The following is an 18,553-nucleotide window of genomic DNA, read 5'->3' as shown; positions in this document are numbered from 1 at the left end:
GGATCAAGCGCCTGAAAAAATATCCACAATCCGCTCCACTGCGGGAAGCAGCACAGAACGCGGATGCGCGCAGTTAATCCGGAACCAGCCCTCGCCGGCCGGACCGAAAAAATTACCCCCGGAAAGCGCCACGTTGGCCTCGTTGATCAGTTTTCTGAATACCGTCTGCCAGTCGCCGAAAGCGCGAAAATCGCTCCAGACCAGAAAGGTGGCTTCGGGCTCCATAACGGTCAGGTTTTCAACCTGATTCAGCCGTGCGCAAACCTGCCGGGTATTTTCATGCAGATAAACCAGCAGCTGGCGCTTATATTCGGCGCCGGCAGGCGAAAGCGCCGATGCCAGTGCCGCTTTGCCGAACAGGTTGATATCGCCGCAGTGCGCCCGATCCTGCGCCCGACGGAACGCTGAACGCAGTTTCGGATTTTTTATCACAACGAAAGAGGACTGCAGTCCGCTGGTGTTGAAGGTTTTTCCGATGGAATGTGCAACCACGGCAATTTCATCGGCAGCCGGCAGATTTAAAACCGACCGGTGTTTCGCCGGGGCATAAACAATATCACTGTGAATTTCATCGCTCAGCAGAATCACCCGATATTTCACGCAAAGCGCCACCACTTTTTCCAGACATTGGAAACTCCACGCGCGTCCGCCGGGATTCTGTGGATTGCACATGAGCATCAATTTCACTTCCGGACGGGACAGCGTCTTTTCCAAGGCCTGGAAATCGATTTCAAATTTAGCGTTTTCCACACACAACGGCACATCGGCTATTTTACGTTTGTTGATTTTAGTGCAGGTGAAAAACGGGCCGTACACCGGGGAAAGCACCGCAACAGCTTCGCCCTCTTCCGTGCAGCACTGAATGGCCATCGAGATGGTAGTGACCACAGAAGGCGACAGTGAAATCCATGCGGACTCGATCTCGGCCTGATGCTCATTTTTCATCCACCACTGCACCGCATCAAAAACCTCATCATATTGCTCGGTATAGCCGAACATGGGATGACCGGTGCGTGCGCGCAGTTTTTCAACCAGAAATTCAGGGGTTGGAAGATCCATATCCGCCACCCAGAACGGCTCCACATCGGCTTTACCGAAGAAGCGTTCGCGGGCTTCATATTTTTCGGCATGCGTACCGAGGCGGGAGACGGGCATATCAAAATCGTAAACTATTTTTTTTTCCATAGCGTCACTTCCGAAAGCGTATGCTGATGCTTATGCCTGGTTTCACGAATCACAAACGGAACCTTCTGCGGTTCTCGGATCATTTCAAAAGAGTCGTCAAGCAGTGCATGCAATCCATCCAATGTGGTCACCGGCTCTCCATCTTTTTTAAACCCGCCCAGCCAGTTGCATTTCGGCGTGAAGTCCTCGAGCCAGGTATAGGGCGAGGCAATCAGCAGAATCCCTCCCAGGTTCATCCGGTTCGGGATCTCCTTCAGAAAGCGCGCCGGATTATTCAGCCGGTCAATCAGGTTGGCCGCAATTACCAGATCATAGCCGCTGAAGATCGGCTTCATGTTGGTGGCATCCTGCTGCAGAAAATGGATATTCGAATAATCGCCGGTCAATCCGAGTCCTTCCAATGTCCGCTCCTGGAACGTGACCAGCTCCCCCTCCTCCTGCCGCTCATAGCGAATACGACCTTTTGCCTGCATGCGTGCACCGACCTGCACAAAACGGGCGGAAAAATCGAGTGCATCCACCTCCTCAAAAACATCGGCAATTTCAAAAGCGGTGCGGCCGACCGAACAGCCGATATCCAGCGCCTTCCCCTTTGCTTCGACGGCCTCAAGCGCGATCTGCGCAATGGCTTTCGGAAAATTCGGAATGCCGAAGCATGCATCGCCATAATGGAATTCACAATACTGGGAGACCAGCTCATCGGTTTCGTAAACATCAAAATCCGTCTTTACAGGTTTATCCGAAACCACATACCGGAATCCGGCATGCTGATAGAAATGGCGACGGAAGGCATAGCGGCTGTGCAGTGCGATTTCGTTCCCGGTGGAAATCCACGAACCGCCTTTAATCAGGTTGTGGCGGTTATCAAAAGTCGGAACCGTGAAATCATCATAAAGCGGATGAACTTCAAATCCGTCAAAGGGATAAATGGGCGTCTCATTCCATTGCCAGACATTACCGACTACATCGTAGAAATCACCGTGCGCAAAGGTATCGACCGGCACAGACGAGGCATAATGTTCGAGATTCCAGTTTGCGGAAATCGGCGATTCGTGATGCTCCGCTTCCAGACCGGCCACCTGCAGCAGACGGCGGTATTCCGCCTCATCAGGCATCCGGACATGGCATCCGGTCTGTTCACTTTTCCAGTTACAGAACGCTTTGGCTTCCAGATAACAGACTTCCACCGGCCAGTTCAGCGGCAACGGAATTTCTTCAGTCATCAGACGCAGCCGATAGTTTCCGGGTTCCCCGCGCCAGAATTCGGGCATCGTGGCATGGTGATAGTTCCGCCAGGCCAGCCCTTCTTCATCCCAGTAACGATCCTCCTCATATCCGCCGGCATTTATAAATCCGAGGTATTCCCCGTTGGAAACCAGATAACGCGAAGCCCGGAACGGCGGAACATCCATCTCCGCATGGCCGTATTCATTATCCCACCCATAAAGCCGGTGATCCCGCTCTTTGCCCAGCACAACGTCTCCTCCATCCACAGCAACCAGTTTGTTTTCAATCGCCGGACCGACCGCGGTACAGGCCGGGAAAAATGCATGCGGACGAACCTTTTCAAGATCCAGCTGGCGGATCAGCACGGAACTGGTTTCCAGATGAATCCGCTCATGCTCAATCCCCATCATGACCGGCCAGAGCGGACTGTCCCAGTCAATGGGCAGCGTAAAATCGATCGTATCAATCAGACGGCATACGATATCCTTCACCTGATCGCGGTAGTCGCGCACCGCTTGCACCGGCGGCCAGTCATAGTGGGTTTCATCGAGATCGTCCCAGCTCATTTCATCGACTCCGATGGCAAAGAGCGATTCAAACTCAGGGTTGATACGCCGATCGATCAATTTGGCGAGCATCAGTTTATTGATGAAAAACGTGGCCGTGTGGCCGAAATAGAAAATAAGCGGATGGCGCAGCGGCTGCGGCCGCTCATAGAACGCCTCATCGGAAGCCAGCGTATCAAACACAGATTCGTAGAGCGCCCAGGTGTTCACGAAGTATGCCCGGATGTCCGCGCGTTTGGTTTCTACATCACCCGAAACCAGATCAATATTCTGCGTAACCTTATCCATCAACAAAACCTCCCATTCAGTGCCACCGCTTCTTTTTTTTACCAGCTGAATGCTCTGCTTCCACCCGGACCCCTTACATCTTTATCGGAAAATCGGTAATATACCTTTATTTCATGGCTGTGGCCAGTCTTGGTAAAATGCGTTTTTTCAAACCGTTTAACCCCGCTTAAAGATCTAAAATAGGGGTTGCTCCGGACGCCATATAGCTCTAGGTTGCAGACAGTTGTTGGAGATCATCGGGTTATGATCAAAAAAATAGAACATCCCCAATCACGGAGAGCACCGCAGGCGAATGAAAAAAGCTGCCGCTCCTTCAGCCAGCTGAAAGACTGGCAGGTCGACCAATACCGTATGGCGGTCGACGAGAACATGTGGTACATGGGCGAACGTCTGGGGCGCAAGGTCGAGTGGGAAGAAGCTGAAGAGGATTTTCTGCTCAACGGTTACTACGGATGCGCCCCGAAGTGGCGGAGGCAATACTGCCAAAGCAAATGCAACCACTTCGCCAACTGTAAACTCGGCCAGCTGTTCACCAAAGGCAACAGATAACCTGAAAATCCTGCCGGAACAGCGTGCCTGATGACGGACTAATTCGGCTCTGCAGGCACGCCACTGTGAAACCGGAAAAGATCGTCCTCGGATTCAATGGCCTTTTGTTCAACTTCACCGAAAAAGGCTACGCGTGCTTCAATCGGCTCATCGGAATAGTGCTGAGCAAGCGTCAGATAATCCCGGAAATGCCGCGCCTCCGATTTCAGCAGCGACCGGAAAAACGCACTGATTTCTTCGTCCATATGCGGAGCCAGCGAATAAAACCGCTCGCACGAACGCGCCTCGATGTAGGCCCCGATAATCAGCGTATCGGTCAGATTTCCCGGCTCCTTTCTCCGCGCCGGCTCGTGCATCAGCCCGGCATAGCGCGATGGCTTCAGGATTTTATAGGTGTACCCCCGCTTCGTCAGCAGCTCATGCACCTTTTCAAAATGCCGTAATTCTTCACGGGCCAGTTTCGACATTTTGATCAGCACATCCGGTTTATCCGGACACCGGAACATCAGTCCCAGCGCGGTGCGTGCCGCACACTGTTCCAGATAACAGTGATTCAGCAGCAGGATTTCCTCCTGCCGCAGCGCCTCATCAATCCAGGCCTGCGGACTTCTGCACGGCAGAAATTTCAGTAAATTGTCTAAATCGCTCTGACTGACCAGTTCCATCATACACTCCTTCAGAAGCGCATTTTCTATCATCAACTTCCGGCGAGGTCCACGTAGAACAAAATTAGTCTCGACCTCGGCCGAAAATTGAATAGCTTCCCCCGAATCTATGAGTGCGCAACGTACAGAATTGCGGAGGGTCCAACTGACCCTCCACGAACAGATTTCGCCCGGCGTGTTTGTCATCGGCTTTATCCGTGAAAATGATTTTATTCCCGGACAGGCCATTAAGCTCGGGATCGACGAAATCCATCCGCCGCGCATCTACAGCATCTGCAGCGGAAATGACGACGACGAGCTTTGCGTTCTCTTTAATATTAAAGAAGATGGATTTCTTACTCCGCGCCTCGCAAAACTGACGGTTGGCGATACGGTATTTGCTTCCGCTCCCTACGGCACTTTTTTCGGCACCGAAGAACCTGCGTGGTGGATTGCCACCGGAACCGGCATCGCCCCCTTCCGCGCCATGCTGCGCTCGGGCATGGGAAAAAACAAAAAACTCGTGCACGGCGTACGCAAACTCCATCAGTTCTACTTCCGCAAAGAGCTGACCGAAGGCCTGGGCGAAAACTACCACTGCTGCTGCTCGGCGGAAATGATGTCCGGTATTCATCCCGGTCGCGTAACCTCCTTTCTGGATAAGCGCCACGACCTTTCCGGCGATTGGAAATATTATATCTGCGGGCAGGCTCAGATGGCCGTTGAAACCCGCGACCTTTTAATCGAAAAAGGCATCCCCTTTGAAAACATCGTGACGGAGATCTATTTCTAGCCATGAACGAAAAAATTCCACTCTTTGGAAAAACGCTAAGCCAGCTGCAGGAGCTGACCGCCGGCTACGGACTGCCTAAATTCACCGCCAGGCAGATCGCCGACTGGCTCTATAAAAAGGATATCAAATCGATCGATGAGATGACCAACCTCTCGAAAAAGGCGCGCGATCTCCTGAATCAGAACCATACCTTCGGCCTGACCGAATACGTCGACGTCAAAGAAAGCTCCGACGGCACCCGAAAATATCTTTTCCCCACCGCACACGGAAAATTCATCGAAACCGCCATGATTCCGTTCAAGGATCGTAAAACCGTCTGTGTCTCGTCACAGGTCGGCTGCAAAATGGGCTGTCTCTTCTGTATGACCGCCAAACAGGGATTTCAGAGCCAGCTCACCGCCGGCGAAATCGTCAACCAGATCCGCAACCTGCCCGAACGCGAAGACATCACCAATATCGTCTACATGGGAATGGGCGAGCCTTTCGACAACCTCGACGAAGTACTGAACAGCGTCGAAGTCCTCACCTCCGACTGGGGCTTTGCCATGAGCCCGCGCCGCATCACCGTCTCATCCATCGGCATCATTCCGGCCATGATCCGCTTTATGGAAGAGTGCGAAGCCCACCTGGCCATCAGCCTGCACACCCCTTTCCACGAAGAGCGGCAGAAACTGATGCCGGTGCAGATTGCCTACCCGATCGAACAGGTGGTTGAACAACTGAAAGAATATGACTTCAGCGGACAGCGCCGCGTTTCCTTCGAATACATCGTTTTCGGCGGACTCAACGACACGCCGGATCATGTTAAAGCACTGGCGAACATGCTGCGCGGACTGAAGTGCCGCGTAAACCTCATTCGTTTTCACCCCGTCCCCGGAACCCCGCTGCACGGAACCGATGAAGAAACGCTGCAGCGCTTCAAAGACGGTCTGAACAACAAAGGAATTCTCACTACCATCCGCGCCTCCCGCGGCCTCGATATTGACGCCGCATGCGGCCTCCTTTCAACCAAAGCCCTCCTGAAAAAAGGGATATGAGACGCCACCCGGCAAAATATTCAACATTCTGCTCGACCATACATAAATAAATCATAATATTCAGATCCAGTTTTCCGGAGAAGATATGACCGCTGAAGAGAGAAATATGGCAGCCGAGGTGCTGAAGGCGATGGCTCACCCCATCCGTCTCGGCGTGATTGAGGTGCTTGCGGAAGGAGAACGAACCGTAACCGAGCTCTATGAAGAGCTGGGCTGCAGCCAGTCCATGATGTCGCAGCAGCTCAAAATTCTCTGTCAGCAAAAACTGATCACCATCCGAAAAGACGGCATTCAGAAATACTGCAGCCTGTGCAACCGCGATTTTCTCCGCGTTTTCACCTGCATGCACACCCACCTGCGTAAATACCTTAATTTCCGGGATTAAAATGAAATCCGAATCATTAACCGGCAGATAAACAAACTGTATATTATAAAATTATTAACTGTTAATCAAATATGAGTGGAAGGGTCAGCTTATGAGCAAAAAATTATTGATTGTCGGAGGCGTCGCCGGTGGCGCCAGTGCTGCAGCGCGTGCGCGCCGCCTGGATGAAACCGCTGAAATTATTCTGTTCGAACGCGGCCCCGACATTTCATTCGCCAACTGCGGCCTGCCCTACCACATTGGCGGCCAGATCACCGACCGTGATAAACTGCTGGTGACCACACCGGAAGCCATGGTTTCCAAATTCAACCTGGATGTGCGCACCCAATCGGAAGTCATCTCCATTGATCGCAATGCCAAAACCGTAACGGTTAAAAACCTCGCCAACGGAGAGCAATACACCGAAACCTACGATAACCTGGTCCTGAGCCCCGGCGCCGCACCGGTGCGCCCGCCGATTCCGGGCATCGACAATCCCCATGTTCTAACGCTGCGCAATCTGGAAGACATGGATTATATTATCCAGGCTCTGGAAAATAAAAAATCCACGGCGGTCATCGGCGGCGGCTACATCGGCCTCGAAATGGCCGAAGCCCTTCGCGATCGCGATTATGAAACCACGCTGATCGAGCTCGCCCCGCAGGTGATGGGCCCGGCCGATCCCGAAATGGCCACCGTGCTGCACCAGGAACTGAAACTGTTCGGCGTAAATCTGAAACTTGAAACGTCGGTTACCGCATTCGAGGAATCCGCCTCCGGCGTGGATCTCATTCTGAGTGACGGGGACCGCCTGCATGTCGACGTCGCCGTACTGGCGATCGGCGTCAAACCCGAAACCAAACTCGCCGTGAACGCCGGGCTGGAAATCGGCACCACCGGCGGTATAAAAACCGACGCCCATATGCAGACCTCCGATCCGGCGATTTATGCCGTCGGCGATGCCGTTGAAATTACAGATTTCGCCACCAACCAGCCCGCACTTATTCCGCTGGCCGGACCGGCCAACCGCCAGGGCCGTATTGCCGCCGACAATATTTTCGGCCGCGACAGCACCTATAAAAACACGCAGGGAACCGCCATCTGCAAAGTGTTCAATATAGCCATCGGCATGACCGGCCTCAGCGAAAAAACGGCAAAGCGTCTGAACATCAGCTACGAAAAGGTCTATGTCCACCCCGCCAGCCATGCGTCCTACTATCCGGGTTCGCACCCGGTTTCGCTGAAGCTCCTGTTTGATCCGGACACCGGAAAAGTGCTCGGTGCCCAGGCCGTCGGCGCCGACGGCATCGACAAACGAATCGATGTCATCGCCGTGGCCATCCGCGCCGGTCTGACCGTGTATGATCTCGAAGAAATGGAGCTCACCTATGCTCCTCCTTTCGGCTCAGCCAAAGACCCGGTCAACTATGCCGGCTTCACGGCGGCCAACGTCCTGCGCGGCGATGCCCGTCTGTTCCATGTGGAGGAAGCCCTCCATCCCGCCGAAAATCAGAAACTCATTGATGTGCGCAATCCCGAGGAAGTCGCCGGCGGAACCATTCCCGGCGCATCCAATATTCCACTGCCGAAGCTGCGCGAAAACCTCGAAAACCTGGATAAAGACAAAGAATATCTGATTTTCTGCCAGGTCGGTCTCCGCGGTTATCTGGCCTGCCGGATTATGGGGCAGAACGGATTCAAATGCCGTAACCTGACCGGAGGATACAAGACCTACGGTATGGTAACCGCCCATCAGCCCGACATCATTCCGGAAAATGAAACCACTGCCGATGATGCCGGCATGAGCTCGGTCGATGCGGTAAAAAAAAAAGCATAACCGCTGAAATTGCGGAACATATTGATGCGACCGGCCTGCAATGTCCCGGCCCGATCATGCAGCTGTCCAAAGCCATCGAACGGATCGGCGACGGGCAGGCGGTCAGCATCCTTTCCACCGACCCCGGATTTGCCGCCGACGTTCCGGCCTGGTGCAACTCGACCGGAAATATCTTCCAGTCTCTGGAACCCGAGAACGGAAGCTATAAAGCCGTGGTGATCAAATCGTCCGGCGCCAGCTGCCCTGCGACGGCGGAACCGGCGGATAAAAAATTCACCAATGTCGTCTTCAGTAATGATCTGGATAAAGCGCTGGCGGCATTCATCATTGCCAACGGCGCAGCGGCGATGGGCTATCAGGTCACCCTGTTTTTCACCTTCTGGGGACTGAATGTCCTGCGCAGGAACGGCCCGGTTTCGGCGAAGAAAACCCTGGTCGAAAAAATGTTCGGCTGGATGATGCCGAAGGGCCCTGAAAAACTGAAACTTTCGCAGATGCAGATGGGCGGCATGGGCGCAGCCATGATTAAAGGCATCATGAAACAGAAAAATGTGCTCTCCCTTCCCGAGCTGATCGACGAAGCCATCGGAAACGGCGTAAAAATTGTGGCCTGCACCATGTCGATGGACCTCATGGGCATTAAAAGCGAGGAACTGATCGACGGCATCGAAGAAGGCGGCGTGGCCATGTATATCGACCACATCGGCGGAAACGGGAACCTGTTTATCTGACCCACGGGCCGCAGCGGATTAACACCGAGCCGTGCAACGGTGTTAATCCGAGACTCCCGGAATAAACAGTTAACCCGCACATTGGCCTCGCGCCTGCTGGTTTTATTCCGTAAAGCTAACCGCAATACGGAAGATAACTATGAAATTTAAAAACGTCGTCACCCTTACCGCTCTGTTTTCATTTTTTTCGCTGATCCTCAGCGCAGCAATCGCCACCCTGTTCAGCCTGTGGGAGACCCTGCTGATTCTGCATGTGAGCCTCAGCATACTGTTCGGCCTCTGCTATATCATCCAAACCACGCTGGAAATCAGAAAGGACAATGCCAACAACCGGATTACCGGGAAAAAGCGCGAGTGGCTGACCGTTAATTCCTATACCGCCCTGCTGCTCACCGGCTGGGTGATTCTCGGTGCCCTGCTGCACTGGCCGCCGTTTTCATTTTTCCAGTCTTCGGAACATGCCGGCCCGACAGAAGAACAGATTCAGCAGAGCGTGGTCGAAAATGATCCCGAAATACAGGTAAATGAAGACAAACCGGCTCTCCCCGAAAAACCGCCGATGTTCTACAGCGGACGCTCTATGCGCCGGCTCTCCGGAAAGTACGACATGGACATCAACCGGATTATCGTCGGCCTGGAAAAAATCGGGATCGAGGCATCGCCCGATTGGACCTTCAAAGAAATTGCTGAGCACAATGATATGAACTCGGAATCAGTCTACGAAGCCGTGCTTCAGGTGCAGCAAACCGCTTCAGCATCCGACGGAAAATAAAGAGCCTCGCCGCTTCCGGAGGCCTTCGGCCGTAAAAAGCTAGCGGCCGTTAAAGTTGCGCATGGCGCGCTGGGAGTCGCGGTCGGATTCGCGCTTTTTGATCGTATCACGCTTATCCACCACGTTTTTACCTTTGGCCAGGCCGATCCGGATTTTGACTTTTCCCCGCGAGAGGTAGACCTTCAGCGGAACAATGGTCAGCCCTTTTTCTCGGGTTTTACCATGGAGACGCTCAATTTCCTTTTTATGCAGCAGCAGCTTGCGCTCGCGGGTCGACGGGTGGTTGTAGATATTGCCGTGCTCATAGGGCTGAATCGTACAACCGACGAGCCAGACTTCCATCCGGTCATCCACATGCACATAACCTTCCTGAACACTGATCTGCCCCTGCTTGCAGGATTTAACCTCAGTACCGCTCAGCACAATCCCCGCCTCGATTTTTTCCAATATATGGAAATCGCGCAGCGCCTTGCGGTTGGTGGCCAGCACCCCCGCTCCGGGATCATTTTTTTTCTTTTTGTTTTTACCCGCCATGGCCAATTATTCCTACAATCGAAGCCCAATATACTAAACAGAATTGATCCGAGGAGCAATCAATCTTCCAAGGTCCGGAAAGGAAAAAGCTCAAAACCCGAGAGCTTTGAGCTTTTGAAAATTCGAAATAATTCTGAACTTCGAAAATCGGATTTCGCACGTCCTTTTTTACAGAAGAATCGAAGCGTCGAAATCCAGACCGGGCACTTCCTCTTCTTCCTGAGAGAAAATCATTTCGGCCGTCAACAGCCCCTCGGCAATCTCTTTAAGAACGAGATCGTGATTATCCATTTCCGGATGATCCTTCTTCACCATTGGACGCGCGCCACTGTTGAGCTGACGGGTACGGTAGGAAATCAGGTTCACCAGCATCGGGGTGTTGGTGATTTTTTCTTCCGCTACACTCAGGTATTCAAAGTTCATATTAATATCTCCGCGCAAGCAACTTGCATTATTCTGAAAAACAGAATCCTTGGTTTTCTTACAAAAAAATTGGCGCGTAGTATAGCACCGGAGCCCGTTCCGTCAACGCCATTTACGACAAAATCCACGTCTCGGAAAACGTGGATTTCCCGCCCCCAAAGGGGCGGAAGGCCGGAGAACGGGAGCAATGAAACAGAAAAACTCCCGCTCCACTACCCCGCAACTCCATGACGGATGGACTACATCATACCGCCCATACCGCCCATGCCCGGATCCATCGGAGGCATAGCCGGAGCATCCTTTTCCGGAAGATCCGTGATCATGCACTCTGTGGTCAGCAGCAGACCGGAGATGGAAGCCGCATACTGCAGAGCAGAACGGGTTACCATCGCCGGATCAATGATACCGGCTGCAATCATATCCACATATTCGCCGGTTGCCACGTTGTATCCCATGGTCTGCTTGGATTTCTTAACTTCCTGAACCACCAGAGCACCTTCTTCGCCGGCATTAGCCACCAGCTGGCGCAACGGAGCCTCAATGGCCTTACGAACGATGTTCGCACCGATTTCTTCGTCACCTTCAACTTCAATTTTGTCGATGGCTTTCTGAACGCGGATGAGTGCCACGCCGCCGCCAGGAACAATACCTTCGGCAACCGCAGCACGGGTCGCGTGCAGCGCATCTTCAACACGGGCTTTCTTCTCTTTCATTTCCGCTTCGGTCGCAGCACCAACGTTAATCACCGCAACACCGCCCGCAAGCTTAGCCAGACGTTCCTGCAGTTTTTCGCGATCGTAGTCAGAAGACGTTTCCTCGATCTGACGACGGATCAGGTCGATACGCGCTTTGATGCTGGATACTTTTCCGGCTCCTTCAACAATCGTCGTGTCATCTTTACCGATGGTAACGCGTTTCGCAGTACCGAGGTCATCGATGGAAACGCTGTCGAGTTTGATACCGAGATCTTCGGTAATGAATTTACCGCCGGTCAGCACAGCAAGGTCTTCCATGATCGCTTTACGACGATCACCGAAGCCCGGAGCTTTTACCGCACAGACATTGAGCGTACCGCGCAGTTTGTTCACCACGAGAGTCGCCAGGGCTTCGCCCTCAATGTCTTCCGCAATAATCATGAACGGCTTGCTGGTTTTAGCCACATTCTGCAACAGCGGGAGCATGTCCTGCAGGTTGGAGATTTTCTTTTCGAAAAGCAGGATGTAGGGATCTTCCAGTACCGCTTCCATCGTGTTGGAATCCGTTACGAAGTACGGGGAAAGGTAGCCCTTATCGAACTGCATCCCTTCAACTACGTCGAGGGTGGTTTCGATGGATTTGGCTTCTTCAACGGTAATGGTTCCGTCTTTACCGACTTTTTCCATCGCTTCGGCAATAATGTTACCGATCGTGGCATCGCCGTTTGCGGAGATCGTACCGACCTGAGCAACTTCTTCGCTGGTTTTTACTTTTTTGCTGAGTTTGCCCAGCTGAGCAACCATCGCTTCAACCGCTTTATCAATGCCGCGCTTCAGGCTCATCGGGTTGGCGCCGGCCGTTACGTTTTTCAGACCTTCGCGATAAACCGCTTCAGCCAGAACCGTCGCCGTGGTGGTACCGTCACCGGCAATATCAGAGGTTTTGGAAGCCACTTCCTTCACCATCTGTGCACCCATGTTTTCATAGGCGTCTTCGAGTTCGATTTCCTTCGCAACGGACACACCGTCTTTGGTAACGGTCGGGGATCCGAATTTCTTATCCAGAATCACGTTGCGGCCTTTCGGGCCGAGGGTCACTTTTACTGCTTTGCTGAGTTTTTCAACACCACGCAGCAGCGCGTCACGTGCTTCCACGTCAAATACAATCTGTTTAGCCATTTTACTTAATCTCCTTCGTCGATTAAGAAATCCGGGATTCACCTTCGAAGCTCATAAATTTACACCTTAACCTGCAAATATACTGAGTCCGGGCTCCGGATTTCGAAATTTATTTAGCCGATGATCGCGAGAATGTCGTCTTCACGCATGATCTGATATTCTTTACCGTCAACCTTAACTTCGGTTCCGCCATACTTAGGCATCAGAACGATATCACCTTTTTTAACGTTGAACGGAACAGCCTTACCGTTTTCATCGATTTTCCCGGTTCCCACAGCAATCACTTTGCCTTCCTGCGGTTTTTCTTTTGCAGAATCAGGAATAATGATTCCGCCTTTAACCGCTTCCTCTTCCTTCACCGGTTCAACCAGTACGCGTTCGCCCAATGGCTTAATGTTCATGGATGTATCTCTCCTTGTTAGGTTTTTTATAGTTACTGATTTTCGATCCCCGATTTCCGATGTGCGGGTCCCCGCTGACTTTTTAACAAGCCCGTCGGCGACGGCGTTCCGCCCATCGGCCATCGGCCATCTTCAATCTAAAATGCGTTATTTCTTATTCTCGTCGTCGTCGACCATTTCGAAGTCAGCTTCCTCAACGTCAGATGCAGACTTTTCACCCCCGGCCGAAGCCCCGGCATCCGCCCCGGCGGCACCGCCCATATCCGGGCCTGCACCAGGAGCGCCCTGAGCCTGAGAATACATTTCCGTCGCAGCGGCCTGCATCTTTTCATTCAATGCATCGAGGGCGGTTTTCATTCCCTCATAATCTTCCGCTTCGATCGCCTTCTTCACCGGCTCAATCGCCGCTTCAACTTCAGCCTTCTGTTCCGGGGAAACCTTGTCTTCGTTTTCCTTCAGGAATTTTTCGGTCTGGAAGACAGTGGAGTCCGCCTGATTTTTCAGATCGATTTTCTCCTTCATCTTCTCATCTTCCGCAGCGTGAGCTTCAGCATCCTTCATCATGGCATCGATCTCTTCATCGGTCAGGCCGGACGAAGCGGTGATGGTGATGTGCTGTTCTTTACCGGTGCCCAGATCCTTCGCACTGACCTTCAGAATCCCGTTGGCATCGATATCAAACGTCACTTCAATCTGCGGGGTTCCGCGCGGTGCCGGCGGAATGCCGTCGAGGTTAAAGCGGCCGATGGTTTTGTTGGCATTGGCCATTTTTCGTTCACCCTGCAGCACGTGAATTTCCACCGCCGGCTGGTTGTCCGCAGCCGTGGAGAAAATTTCGCTCTTCTTCGCCGGGATCGTGGTGTTGCGCTCAATCAACGGAGTGGAAATACCGCCCATGGTTTCGATACCCAGCGTCAGCGGAGTAACATCCAGCAGCAGAACATCTTTCACTTCACCTTTCAGAACACCGCCCTGAATGGATGCACCAATGGAAACCACTTCGTCCGGGTTAACTCCCTTATGCGGATCCTGGCCGAAAATTTCCTTCACGGAATTCTGAACCTTCGGCATACGGGTGGAACCGCCGACCAGAATCACTTCATTCACTTCCGAAGCACTCAGACCGGAATCCTTCAGGCAGCTGCGCACCGGCGCAATTGCTTTGGTGATCAGGTCGTCGCAGAGCTCTTCGAGTTTGGCGCGGCTCAGTGTAACATTAAGGTGTTTCGGGCCCGATGCATCCGCCGTGATGAACGGCAGGTTGATTTCGGTGGACTGCGAGCTGGAAAGTTCGCACTTCGCTTTTTCACCCGCTTCTTTCAGGCGCTGCAGCACCATCGGGTCTGCAGAAAGGTCGATGCCATGCTCCGCTTTAAAATCAGCCACAAGCCAATCAATGATCTTCTGGTCGAAATCGTCACCGCCAAGGTGGCCGTCACCGCTGGTGGCCGTCACTTCAAATACCCCGTCGCCGATATCAAGAATCGATACGTCAAATGTACCGCCGCCGAGGTCATAGATCGCAATTTTTTCTTCCGACTTCTTATCGAGGCCGTACGCCAGCGACGCCGCGGTCGGCTCGTTAATAATACGCAGCACTTCGAGGCCGGCAATTTTACCGGCGTCTTTGGTTGCCTGACGCTGCGAGTCATTGAAGTAGGCCGGAACTGTAATAACCGCCTGCGTGACGGCTTCGCCGAGGTATGCTTCCGCATCCGCTTTCAGCTTCTGCAGAATCATCGCCGAGATTTCCGGCGGGCTGTAAATTTTGTCATCAATCTGAACGTGGGCGTCGCCGTTCTTCGCCTTAACCACGTTATAAGGTACAAGGTGGATTTCGTGTTCCACTTCGCTGAACTTACGGCCCATAAAACGCTTGATCGAAAAGATCGTATGTTTCGGGTTGGTTACCGCCTGGCGTTTTGCCGCAGTACCCACAAGGCGTTCGCCGTCTTTGGCAAAGGCCACAATTGACGGAGTAGTGCGTCCGCCTTCCGCATTCGGAATTACGGTCGGTTCGCCGCCTTCCATGACGGCCATACACGAGTTGGTGGTACCTAAATCGATACCCAATACTTTAGATCCTGCTGTGCTCATTTTTTGTCTCCTTCAGATAAATTCGGTCATTCGTTGTGACGTCGCTCCTACAACACAAACCGTGCCAGCGAAGAGAAGACAAATAGAATTAGTCATTAGGACTTAGTATTGAAGGGGTTAACACTTAACCCCCTGAAATTTAAAACCATGGTGCGACCGTGCCACCTGCGCCACATGTCCCACTTCGTCCACCCGGCGTGTCACACCTTGTGTCACAGTGTCTCACCAAAATCATCTCCTCCCTCTCCGGATGTACGGATCACATATTACGGCGATTCCGAATGATCCTGCTGATCTGTGCGCTCCGCGAAAGACGTCTTCCTGTTCGCCGGGCCAGCAAGGGACTTTCAACCCAAATCGATATGCCCTGCCGGATGCACACAAAAAAGCCCTCTCCGGCTCAGTGGAAAGGGCTTCTCGGATTTACAAGGAGTGATGAATCAGGCCGCTTTTGTTTTATAGCGGCGTGCACGTTTTTGATGCTGACGGATCAGCTGGCGCTCAACACTGTCGAACACATCAGCAATTGCGGTATAAACCCCGTCGTGCATACCTGTTTTTTCCGAGCTCTGCGCGGTGTACAGCTTTTCGCCGGGCACCGTCAGCTTCATTTTCACCTGGAAAATGCCCGTCTTTTCTTTGTGATTTGTTTCATCAACGGTTATGTGGGCCGAGGCACCGGGTATGGGAAACTTGGTGAACTTATGCATCATTTGATTGACCAGCCAGATTACCCGTTTCGACTCTGCCATGTGGCGAAACTGAACTTTTACCGGAATTCCGGATTCAACGTCAGAAGAGGTGGGATTAGTCAGTCTTGATGTGTTCATTACCATCATTTCCTTTCCTGTTAGGTTATTCAATCTCGAGCGAGATCCGGCATTGGGCGTCACGCTCGCGTTGCAAGGGAAGAGTAGCTTATTGAAAACGTTATTCAAAGTTTTTCCTGTCTCAATAGCACACCAATAAGCACGGCATTCATAACCTGCTTTCCCGGAGCAAGGAACGCATATTCACAGAATGGGAAAAGGCCCCTGAAGGATGAACCAGAATTCCGTTTATTTTTGTATTCTTTATGGCAAATATCCCCCGTTCAGGGTACAGAATCTGAACTATGCATCAGCTGATTGAACATATGATTACGGTTTTTCTGGGCTACTTTGCCATCATGAACCCCATCGCCAACACGGGTGCGTTTATCGGCCTGACGGCGGAAATGGACGAAAAAGAGCGCATGGCCACCGCACGCCGAGCGCTTTTCATCGCTTTTTTCATCATTGCGGCCTTTGCGTTGCTCGGCAAAGCGATTTTCCATCTGTTCGGCATCGGACTCCCCGCGTTGCGGATTACCGGCGGCCTGCTGGTTTTTCAGGTGGGCTACCACATGCTTCAGGGAAAAACCTCAAAAATTCAGAACAGTTCCGACGAAAGTGATGTCGACCTGGCCATCTCCCCGCTCGCCATGCCGATTCTCGCCGGTCCCGGCACCATTGCCACCACCATGAATTTTTCGGCACAGGCCGGCAACCGCGAAATTGCCGTCACCCTTTCCATGTTTGCCCTCCTTTGCCTGATCACCTTTCTGTTTTTCAAATACAGTGAAAATACCGTTGAAATGCTAGGGCAGCGCGGCCTCAAAATTGTCACCCGCCTCATGGGGCTGATTCTCGCCGTGATCGGTATGCAGATGCTGTTGCACGGTATCGGCGGAGCCATTGATGCCTATCTCAGTCAATAGATTCCCTTCTCCGGCTGTACAGCGTCCTCCGGTCCACTGTTATTATTCCGCGTTCCCCTCTGTGCTCGCTTCGCCGGCTGTGTTAAAAATCTGTTTTCACAGGAGTAAAGTTTATGGAAAAACGCAGCGTCACCATTGAATACTGTACAAAATGCCGTTTTATGATGCGTTCCGCCTGGATTGCTCAGGAACTGCTGCAAACCTTTGAAGGCGATATTGATGAAGCCATTCTAAAACCCAGCGAAACAGCCGGAATCTGGCGCATCTATGCCAACGACCGGCAGGTCTGGGACCGCAAAACCGAACGCGGTCTGCCGGAACTCAAAGAGCTGAAACGCCGCGTTCGCGACGTGATCGCCCCGGAAAAAAATCTGGGCCATGCCGAAACTGTTGAACCGAAACCGGAGGCGTAATTCCCCATGTCCAAAACAACCCTGCTCCTGATTGTGCTCTGTGTGGCCCTGGCCATTCACTACGTTTCCCAGAAAACTCTGCTGAAAAAAGGCTGGGAGGCGGAAAATCCGAAACCCTATATCAACCGATTCATGATCAACGGGGCCGGGCTCATCGTCATTGCCATTGCCGCGCTGATTGCCGCCAAACCGCCTTACGGCCTGTTCGGAATCCTCATTTTCATCGAAGGGGCCGTCTGTGTCACTTTCGGCCGCAAACTCAGTAAAAAGCCCAAGTCGTAATTTATATCCACCACAGAAGATACCGAGAGCACGGAGCTCTTCTTAATATTGCACCTCTGTGCTCTTTGGTATTCATCACACCAGTTGCGACATGACCTCACAAAGATCGCCATGAATTACCAGCTGGGCTTCTGAATCCATCGGCGTCGGGTCGCGGTTGATAATCACCAGCCGCGCATTCCACGGCCGGTAACCGGGCAGTCCAGCCGCCGGATACACCTGCAGCGACGTCCCGAGCACCAGCACCAGATCCGCATCGCTCATCGCCCTGACCGACTGCTGCCAATCGTACTCCGGCAGCATTTCCCCGAAGAAGGTAATATCGGGCTTAAAAACGCCGCCGCAGGCACAGTGCGGAATATCTCCGTTTCCAATGATTGGAAAAAGTTTCTCCGTTTCCACATCCGCCCCGCAGGACTGGCAGGTGCTGTGGATATAATTTCCATGGACCGTATACACCGGATCAGACCCGGCCCGCTGATGATAATCATCCACATTCTGCGTAATCACCGTGGCATGGTCCCAGGAGGCAATCACCCGATGTGCACTATTCGGCTCAGCGGCGCTGACCTTCGGATAAAAGGTGCGGGCGAAATGATAAAAAACCGAAGGATCGCGGTTAAAGGCCTCGAGATCGAAAACGTTGACATTCTGTTCATCGGAATAAATCCCGCTCGCCGACCGGAAATCCGGAATCCCCGAAGCCGTCGAAATCCCCGCACCCGTAAGCACCGCAATCGACCCGGCCTCTTTAATCCACTCACCCAACTGTTCAACGTTATGCATCAACCACGGAAT

At 52.6% G+C, this 18,553-nt stretch carries 20 protein-coding genes; 10 read left to right on the top strand and 10 right to left on the bottom strand.

Features of this window, described 5'->3' with window-relative positions:
- Positions 1 to 3: 3 nt before the first annotated feature.
- Both P9H32_RS11285 and ovoA read right to left on the bottom strand, forming a co-directional pair.
- Entirely contained in the window at positions 4 to 1,185 is a 1,182-nt protein-coding gene (locus tag P9H32_RS11285) for a MalY/PatB family protein (protein ID WP_322608998.1), read from the bottom strand.
- Positions 1,170 to 3,266: a 5-histidylcysteine sulfoxide synthase gene (gene ovoA, locus P9H32_RS11280; protein WP_322608997.1), complete on the bottom strand. Its 2,097-nt coding sequence runs from the start codon at positions 3,264 to 3,266 to the stop codon at positions 1,170 to 1,172. Before ovoA ends, P9H32_RS11285 begins: the two co-directional genes overlap by 16 nt.
- Positions 3,267 to 3,509: 243 nt before the next feature.
- Here ovoA and P9H32_RS11275 point away from each other — a divergent pair, with 243 nt between their 5' ends.
- Complete coding sequence (locus P9H32_RS11275; RefSeq protein WP_322608996.1) at positions 3,510 to 3,815, top strand: hypothetical protein; 306 nt, start codon at positions 3,510 to 3,512, stop codon at positions 3,813 to 3,815.
- Positions 3,816 to 3,853: 38 nt separating this feature from the next.
- Here P9H32_RS11275 and P9H32_RS11270 read toward each other — a convergent pair whose 3' ends face one another.
- Positions 3,854 to 4,483, bottom strand: coding sequence for a MiaE family protein (locus P9H32_RS11270; RefSeq protein WP_322608995.1), 630 nt, complete (start codon positions 4,481 to 4,483; stop codon positions 3,854 to 3,856).
- Between the two features lie 106 nt (positions 4,484 to 4,589).
- Between P9H32_RS11270 and P9H32_RS11265 the strand changes: the two genes are divergently transcribed.
- The 6 genes from P9H32_RS11265 to P9H32_RS11240 all read left to right on the top strand — a co-directional run bounded on the left by P9H32_RS11265 (position 4,590) and on the right by P9H32_RS11240 (position 9,993).
- The gene (locus P9H32_RS11265) at positions 4,590 to 5,252 is read left to right on the top strand and encodes a ferredoxin--NADP reductase (RefSeq protein ID WP_322608994.1); all 663 of its coding nucleotides are present in this window, start codon (positions 4,590 to 4,592) and stop codon (positions 5,250 to 5,252) included.
- A gap of 2 nt (positions 5,253 to 5,254) precedes the next feature.
- Entirely contained in the window at positions 5,255 to 6,289 is a 1,035-nt protein-coding gene (gene rlmN, locus P9H32_RS11260) for a dual-specificity RNA methyltransferase RlmN (RefSeq protein WP_322608993.1), read from the top strand.
- A gap of 85 nt (positions 6,290 to 6,374) precedes the next feature.
- Positions 6,375 to 6,674: an ArsR/SmtB family transcription factor gene (locus P9H32_RS11255; protein ID WP_322608992.1), complete on the top strand. Its 300-nt coding sequence runs from the start codon at positions 6,375 to 6,377 to the stop codon at positions 6,672 to 6,674.
- A gap of 91 nt (positions 6,675 to 6,765) precedes the next feature.
- Positions 6,766 to 8,490: an FAD-dependent oxidoreductase gene (locus P9H32_RS11250; RefSeq protein ID WP_322608991.1), complete on the top strand. Its 1,725-nt coding sequence runs from the start codon at positions 6,766 to 6,768 to the stop codon at positions 8,488 to 8,490.
- Positions 8,491 to 8,546: 56 nt separating this feature from the next.
- Complete coding sequence (locus P9H32_RS11245; protein WP_348534473.1) at positions 8,547 to 9,221, top strand: DsrE/DsrF/DrsH-like family protein; 675 nt, start codon at positions 8,547 to 8,549, stop codon at positions 9,219 to 9,221.
- Positions 9,222 to 9,360: 139 nt separating this feature from the next.
- Positions 9,361 to 9,993 (top strand): hypothetical protein, encoded by a 633-nt coding sequence (locus P9H32_RS11240; protein ID WP_322608990.1) that lies wholly within the window; start codon positions 9,361 to 9,363, stop codon positions 9,991 to 9,993.
- 39 nt (positions 9,994 to 10,032) lie between these two features.
- Here the strand turns inward: P9H32_RS11240 and smpB are convergent, their stop codons facing one another.
- The 6 genes from smpB to P9H32_RS11210 all read right to left on the bottom strand — a co-directional run bounded on the left by smpB (position 10,033) and on the right by P9H32_RS11210 (position 16,260).
- Positions 10,033 to 10,527 (bottom strand): SsrA-binding protein SmpB, encoded by a 495-nt coding sequence (gene smpB, locus P9H32_RS11235; protein ID WP_322608989.1) that lies wholly within the window; start codon positions 10,525 to 10,527, stop codon positions 10,033 to 10,035.
- A gap of 168 nt (positions 10,528 to 10,695) precedes the next feature.
- Entirely contained in the window at positions 10,696 to 10,950 is a 255-nt protein-coding gene (locus P9H32_RS11230) for a DNA-directed RNA polymerase subunit omega (protein WP_322608988.1), read from the bottom strand.
- Positions 10,951 to 11,189: 239 nt separating this feature from the next.
- Positions 11,190 to 12,824, bottom strand: coding sequence for a chaperonin GroEL (groL, locus tag P9H32_RS11225; RefSeq protein WP_322608987.1), 1,635 nt, complete (start codon positions 12,822 to 12,824; stop codon positions 11,190 to 11,192).
- 113 nt (positions 12,825 to 12,937) lie between these two features.
- Positions 12,938 to 13,225, bottom strand: coding sequence for a co-chaperone GroES (gene groES, locus P9H32_RS11220; RefSeq protein ID WP_322608986.1), 288 nt, complete (start codon positions 13,223 to 13,225; stop codon positions 12,938 to 12,940).
- 147 nt (positions 13,226 to 13,372) lie between these two features.
- On the bottom strand, positions 13,373 to 15,322 hold the full coding sequence (gene dnaK, locus P9H32_RS11215; RefSeq protein ID WP_322608985.1) for a molecular chaperone DnaK: 1,950 nt from the start codon (positions 15,320 to 15,322) through the stop codon (positions 13,373 to 13,375).
- A 440-nt stretch (positions 15,323 to 15,762) separates the two neighbouring features.
- Positions 15,763 to 16,260 (bottom strand): HPF/RaiA family ribosome-associated protein, encoded by a 498-nt coding sequence (locus tag P9H32_RS11210; protein ID WP_322608984.1) that lies wholly within the window; start codon positions 16,258 to 16,260, stop codon positions 15,763 to 15,765.
- Between the two features lie 176 nt (positions 16,261 to 16,436).
- On the opposite strand from P9H32_RS11210, the gene P9H32_RS11205 reads away from it, so the two are divergent.
- From P9H32_RS11205 to P9H32_RS11195, 3 genes are all read left to right on the top strand, one after another.
- Positions 16,437 to 17,060 (top strand): MarC family protein, encoded by a 624-nt coding sequence (locus tag P9H32_RS11205; RefSeq protein WP_322608983.1) that lies wholly within the window; start codon positions 16,437 to 16,439, stop codon positions 17,058 to 17,060.
- A 113-nt stretch (positions 17,061 to 17,173) separates the two neighbouring features.
- Complete coding sequence (locus P9H32_RS11200) at positions 17,174 to 17,473, top strand: Rdx family protein (protein ID WP_322608982.1); 300 nt, start codon at positions 17,174 to 17,176, stop codon at positions 17,471 to 17,473.
- A gap of 6 nt (positions 17,474 to 17,479) precedes the next feature.
- A complete protein-coding gene (locus P9H32_RS11195) occupies positions 17,480 to 17,755 on the top strand; it encodes a hypothetical protein (RefSeq protein WP_322608981.1) in 276 nt (91 codons plus the stop codon).
- A 75-nt stretch (positions 17,756 to 17,830) separates the two neighbouring features.
- Here P9H32_RS11195 and P9H32_RS11190 read toward each other — a convergent pair whose 3' ends face one another.
- Positions 17,831 to 18,541 (bottom strand): SIR2 family NAD-dependent protein deacylase, encoded by a 711-nt coding sequence (locus P9H32_RS11190; protein ID WP_322608980.1) that lies wholly within the window; start codon positions 18,539 to 18,541, stop codon positions 17,831 to 17,833.
- Between the last annotated feature and the right edge of the window lie 12 nt (positions 18,542 to 18,553).

The organism is Pontiella agarivorans (assembly GCF_034531395.1).
Lineage (GTDB): Bacteria > Verrucomicrobiota > Kiritimatiellia > Kiritimatiellales > Pontiellaceae > Pontiella > Pontiella agarivorans.
The sequence above is the reverse complement of the archived record's forward strand: the minus strand, read 5'-3'. Positions and strand labels throughout refer to the sequence as shown.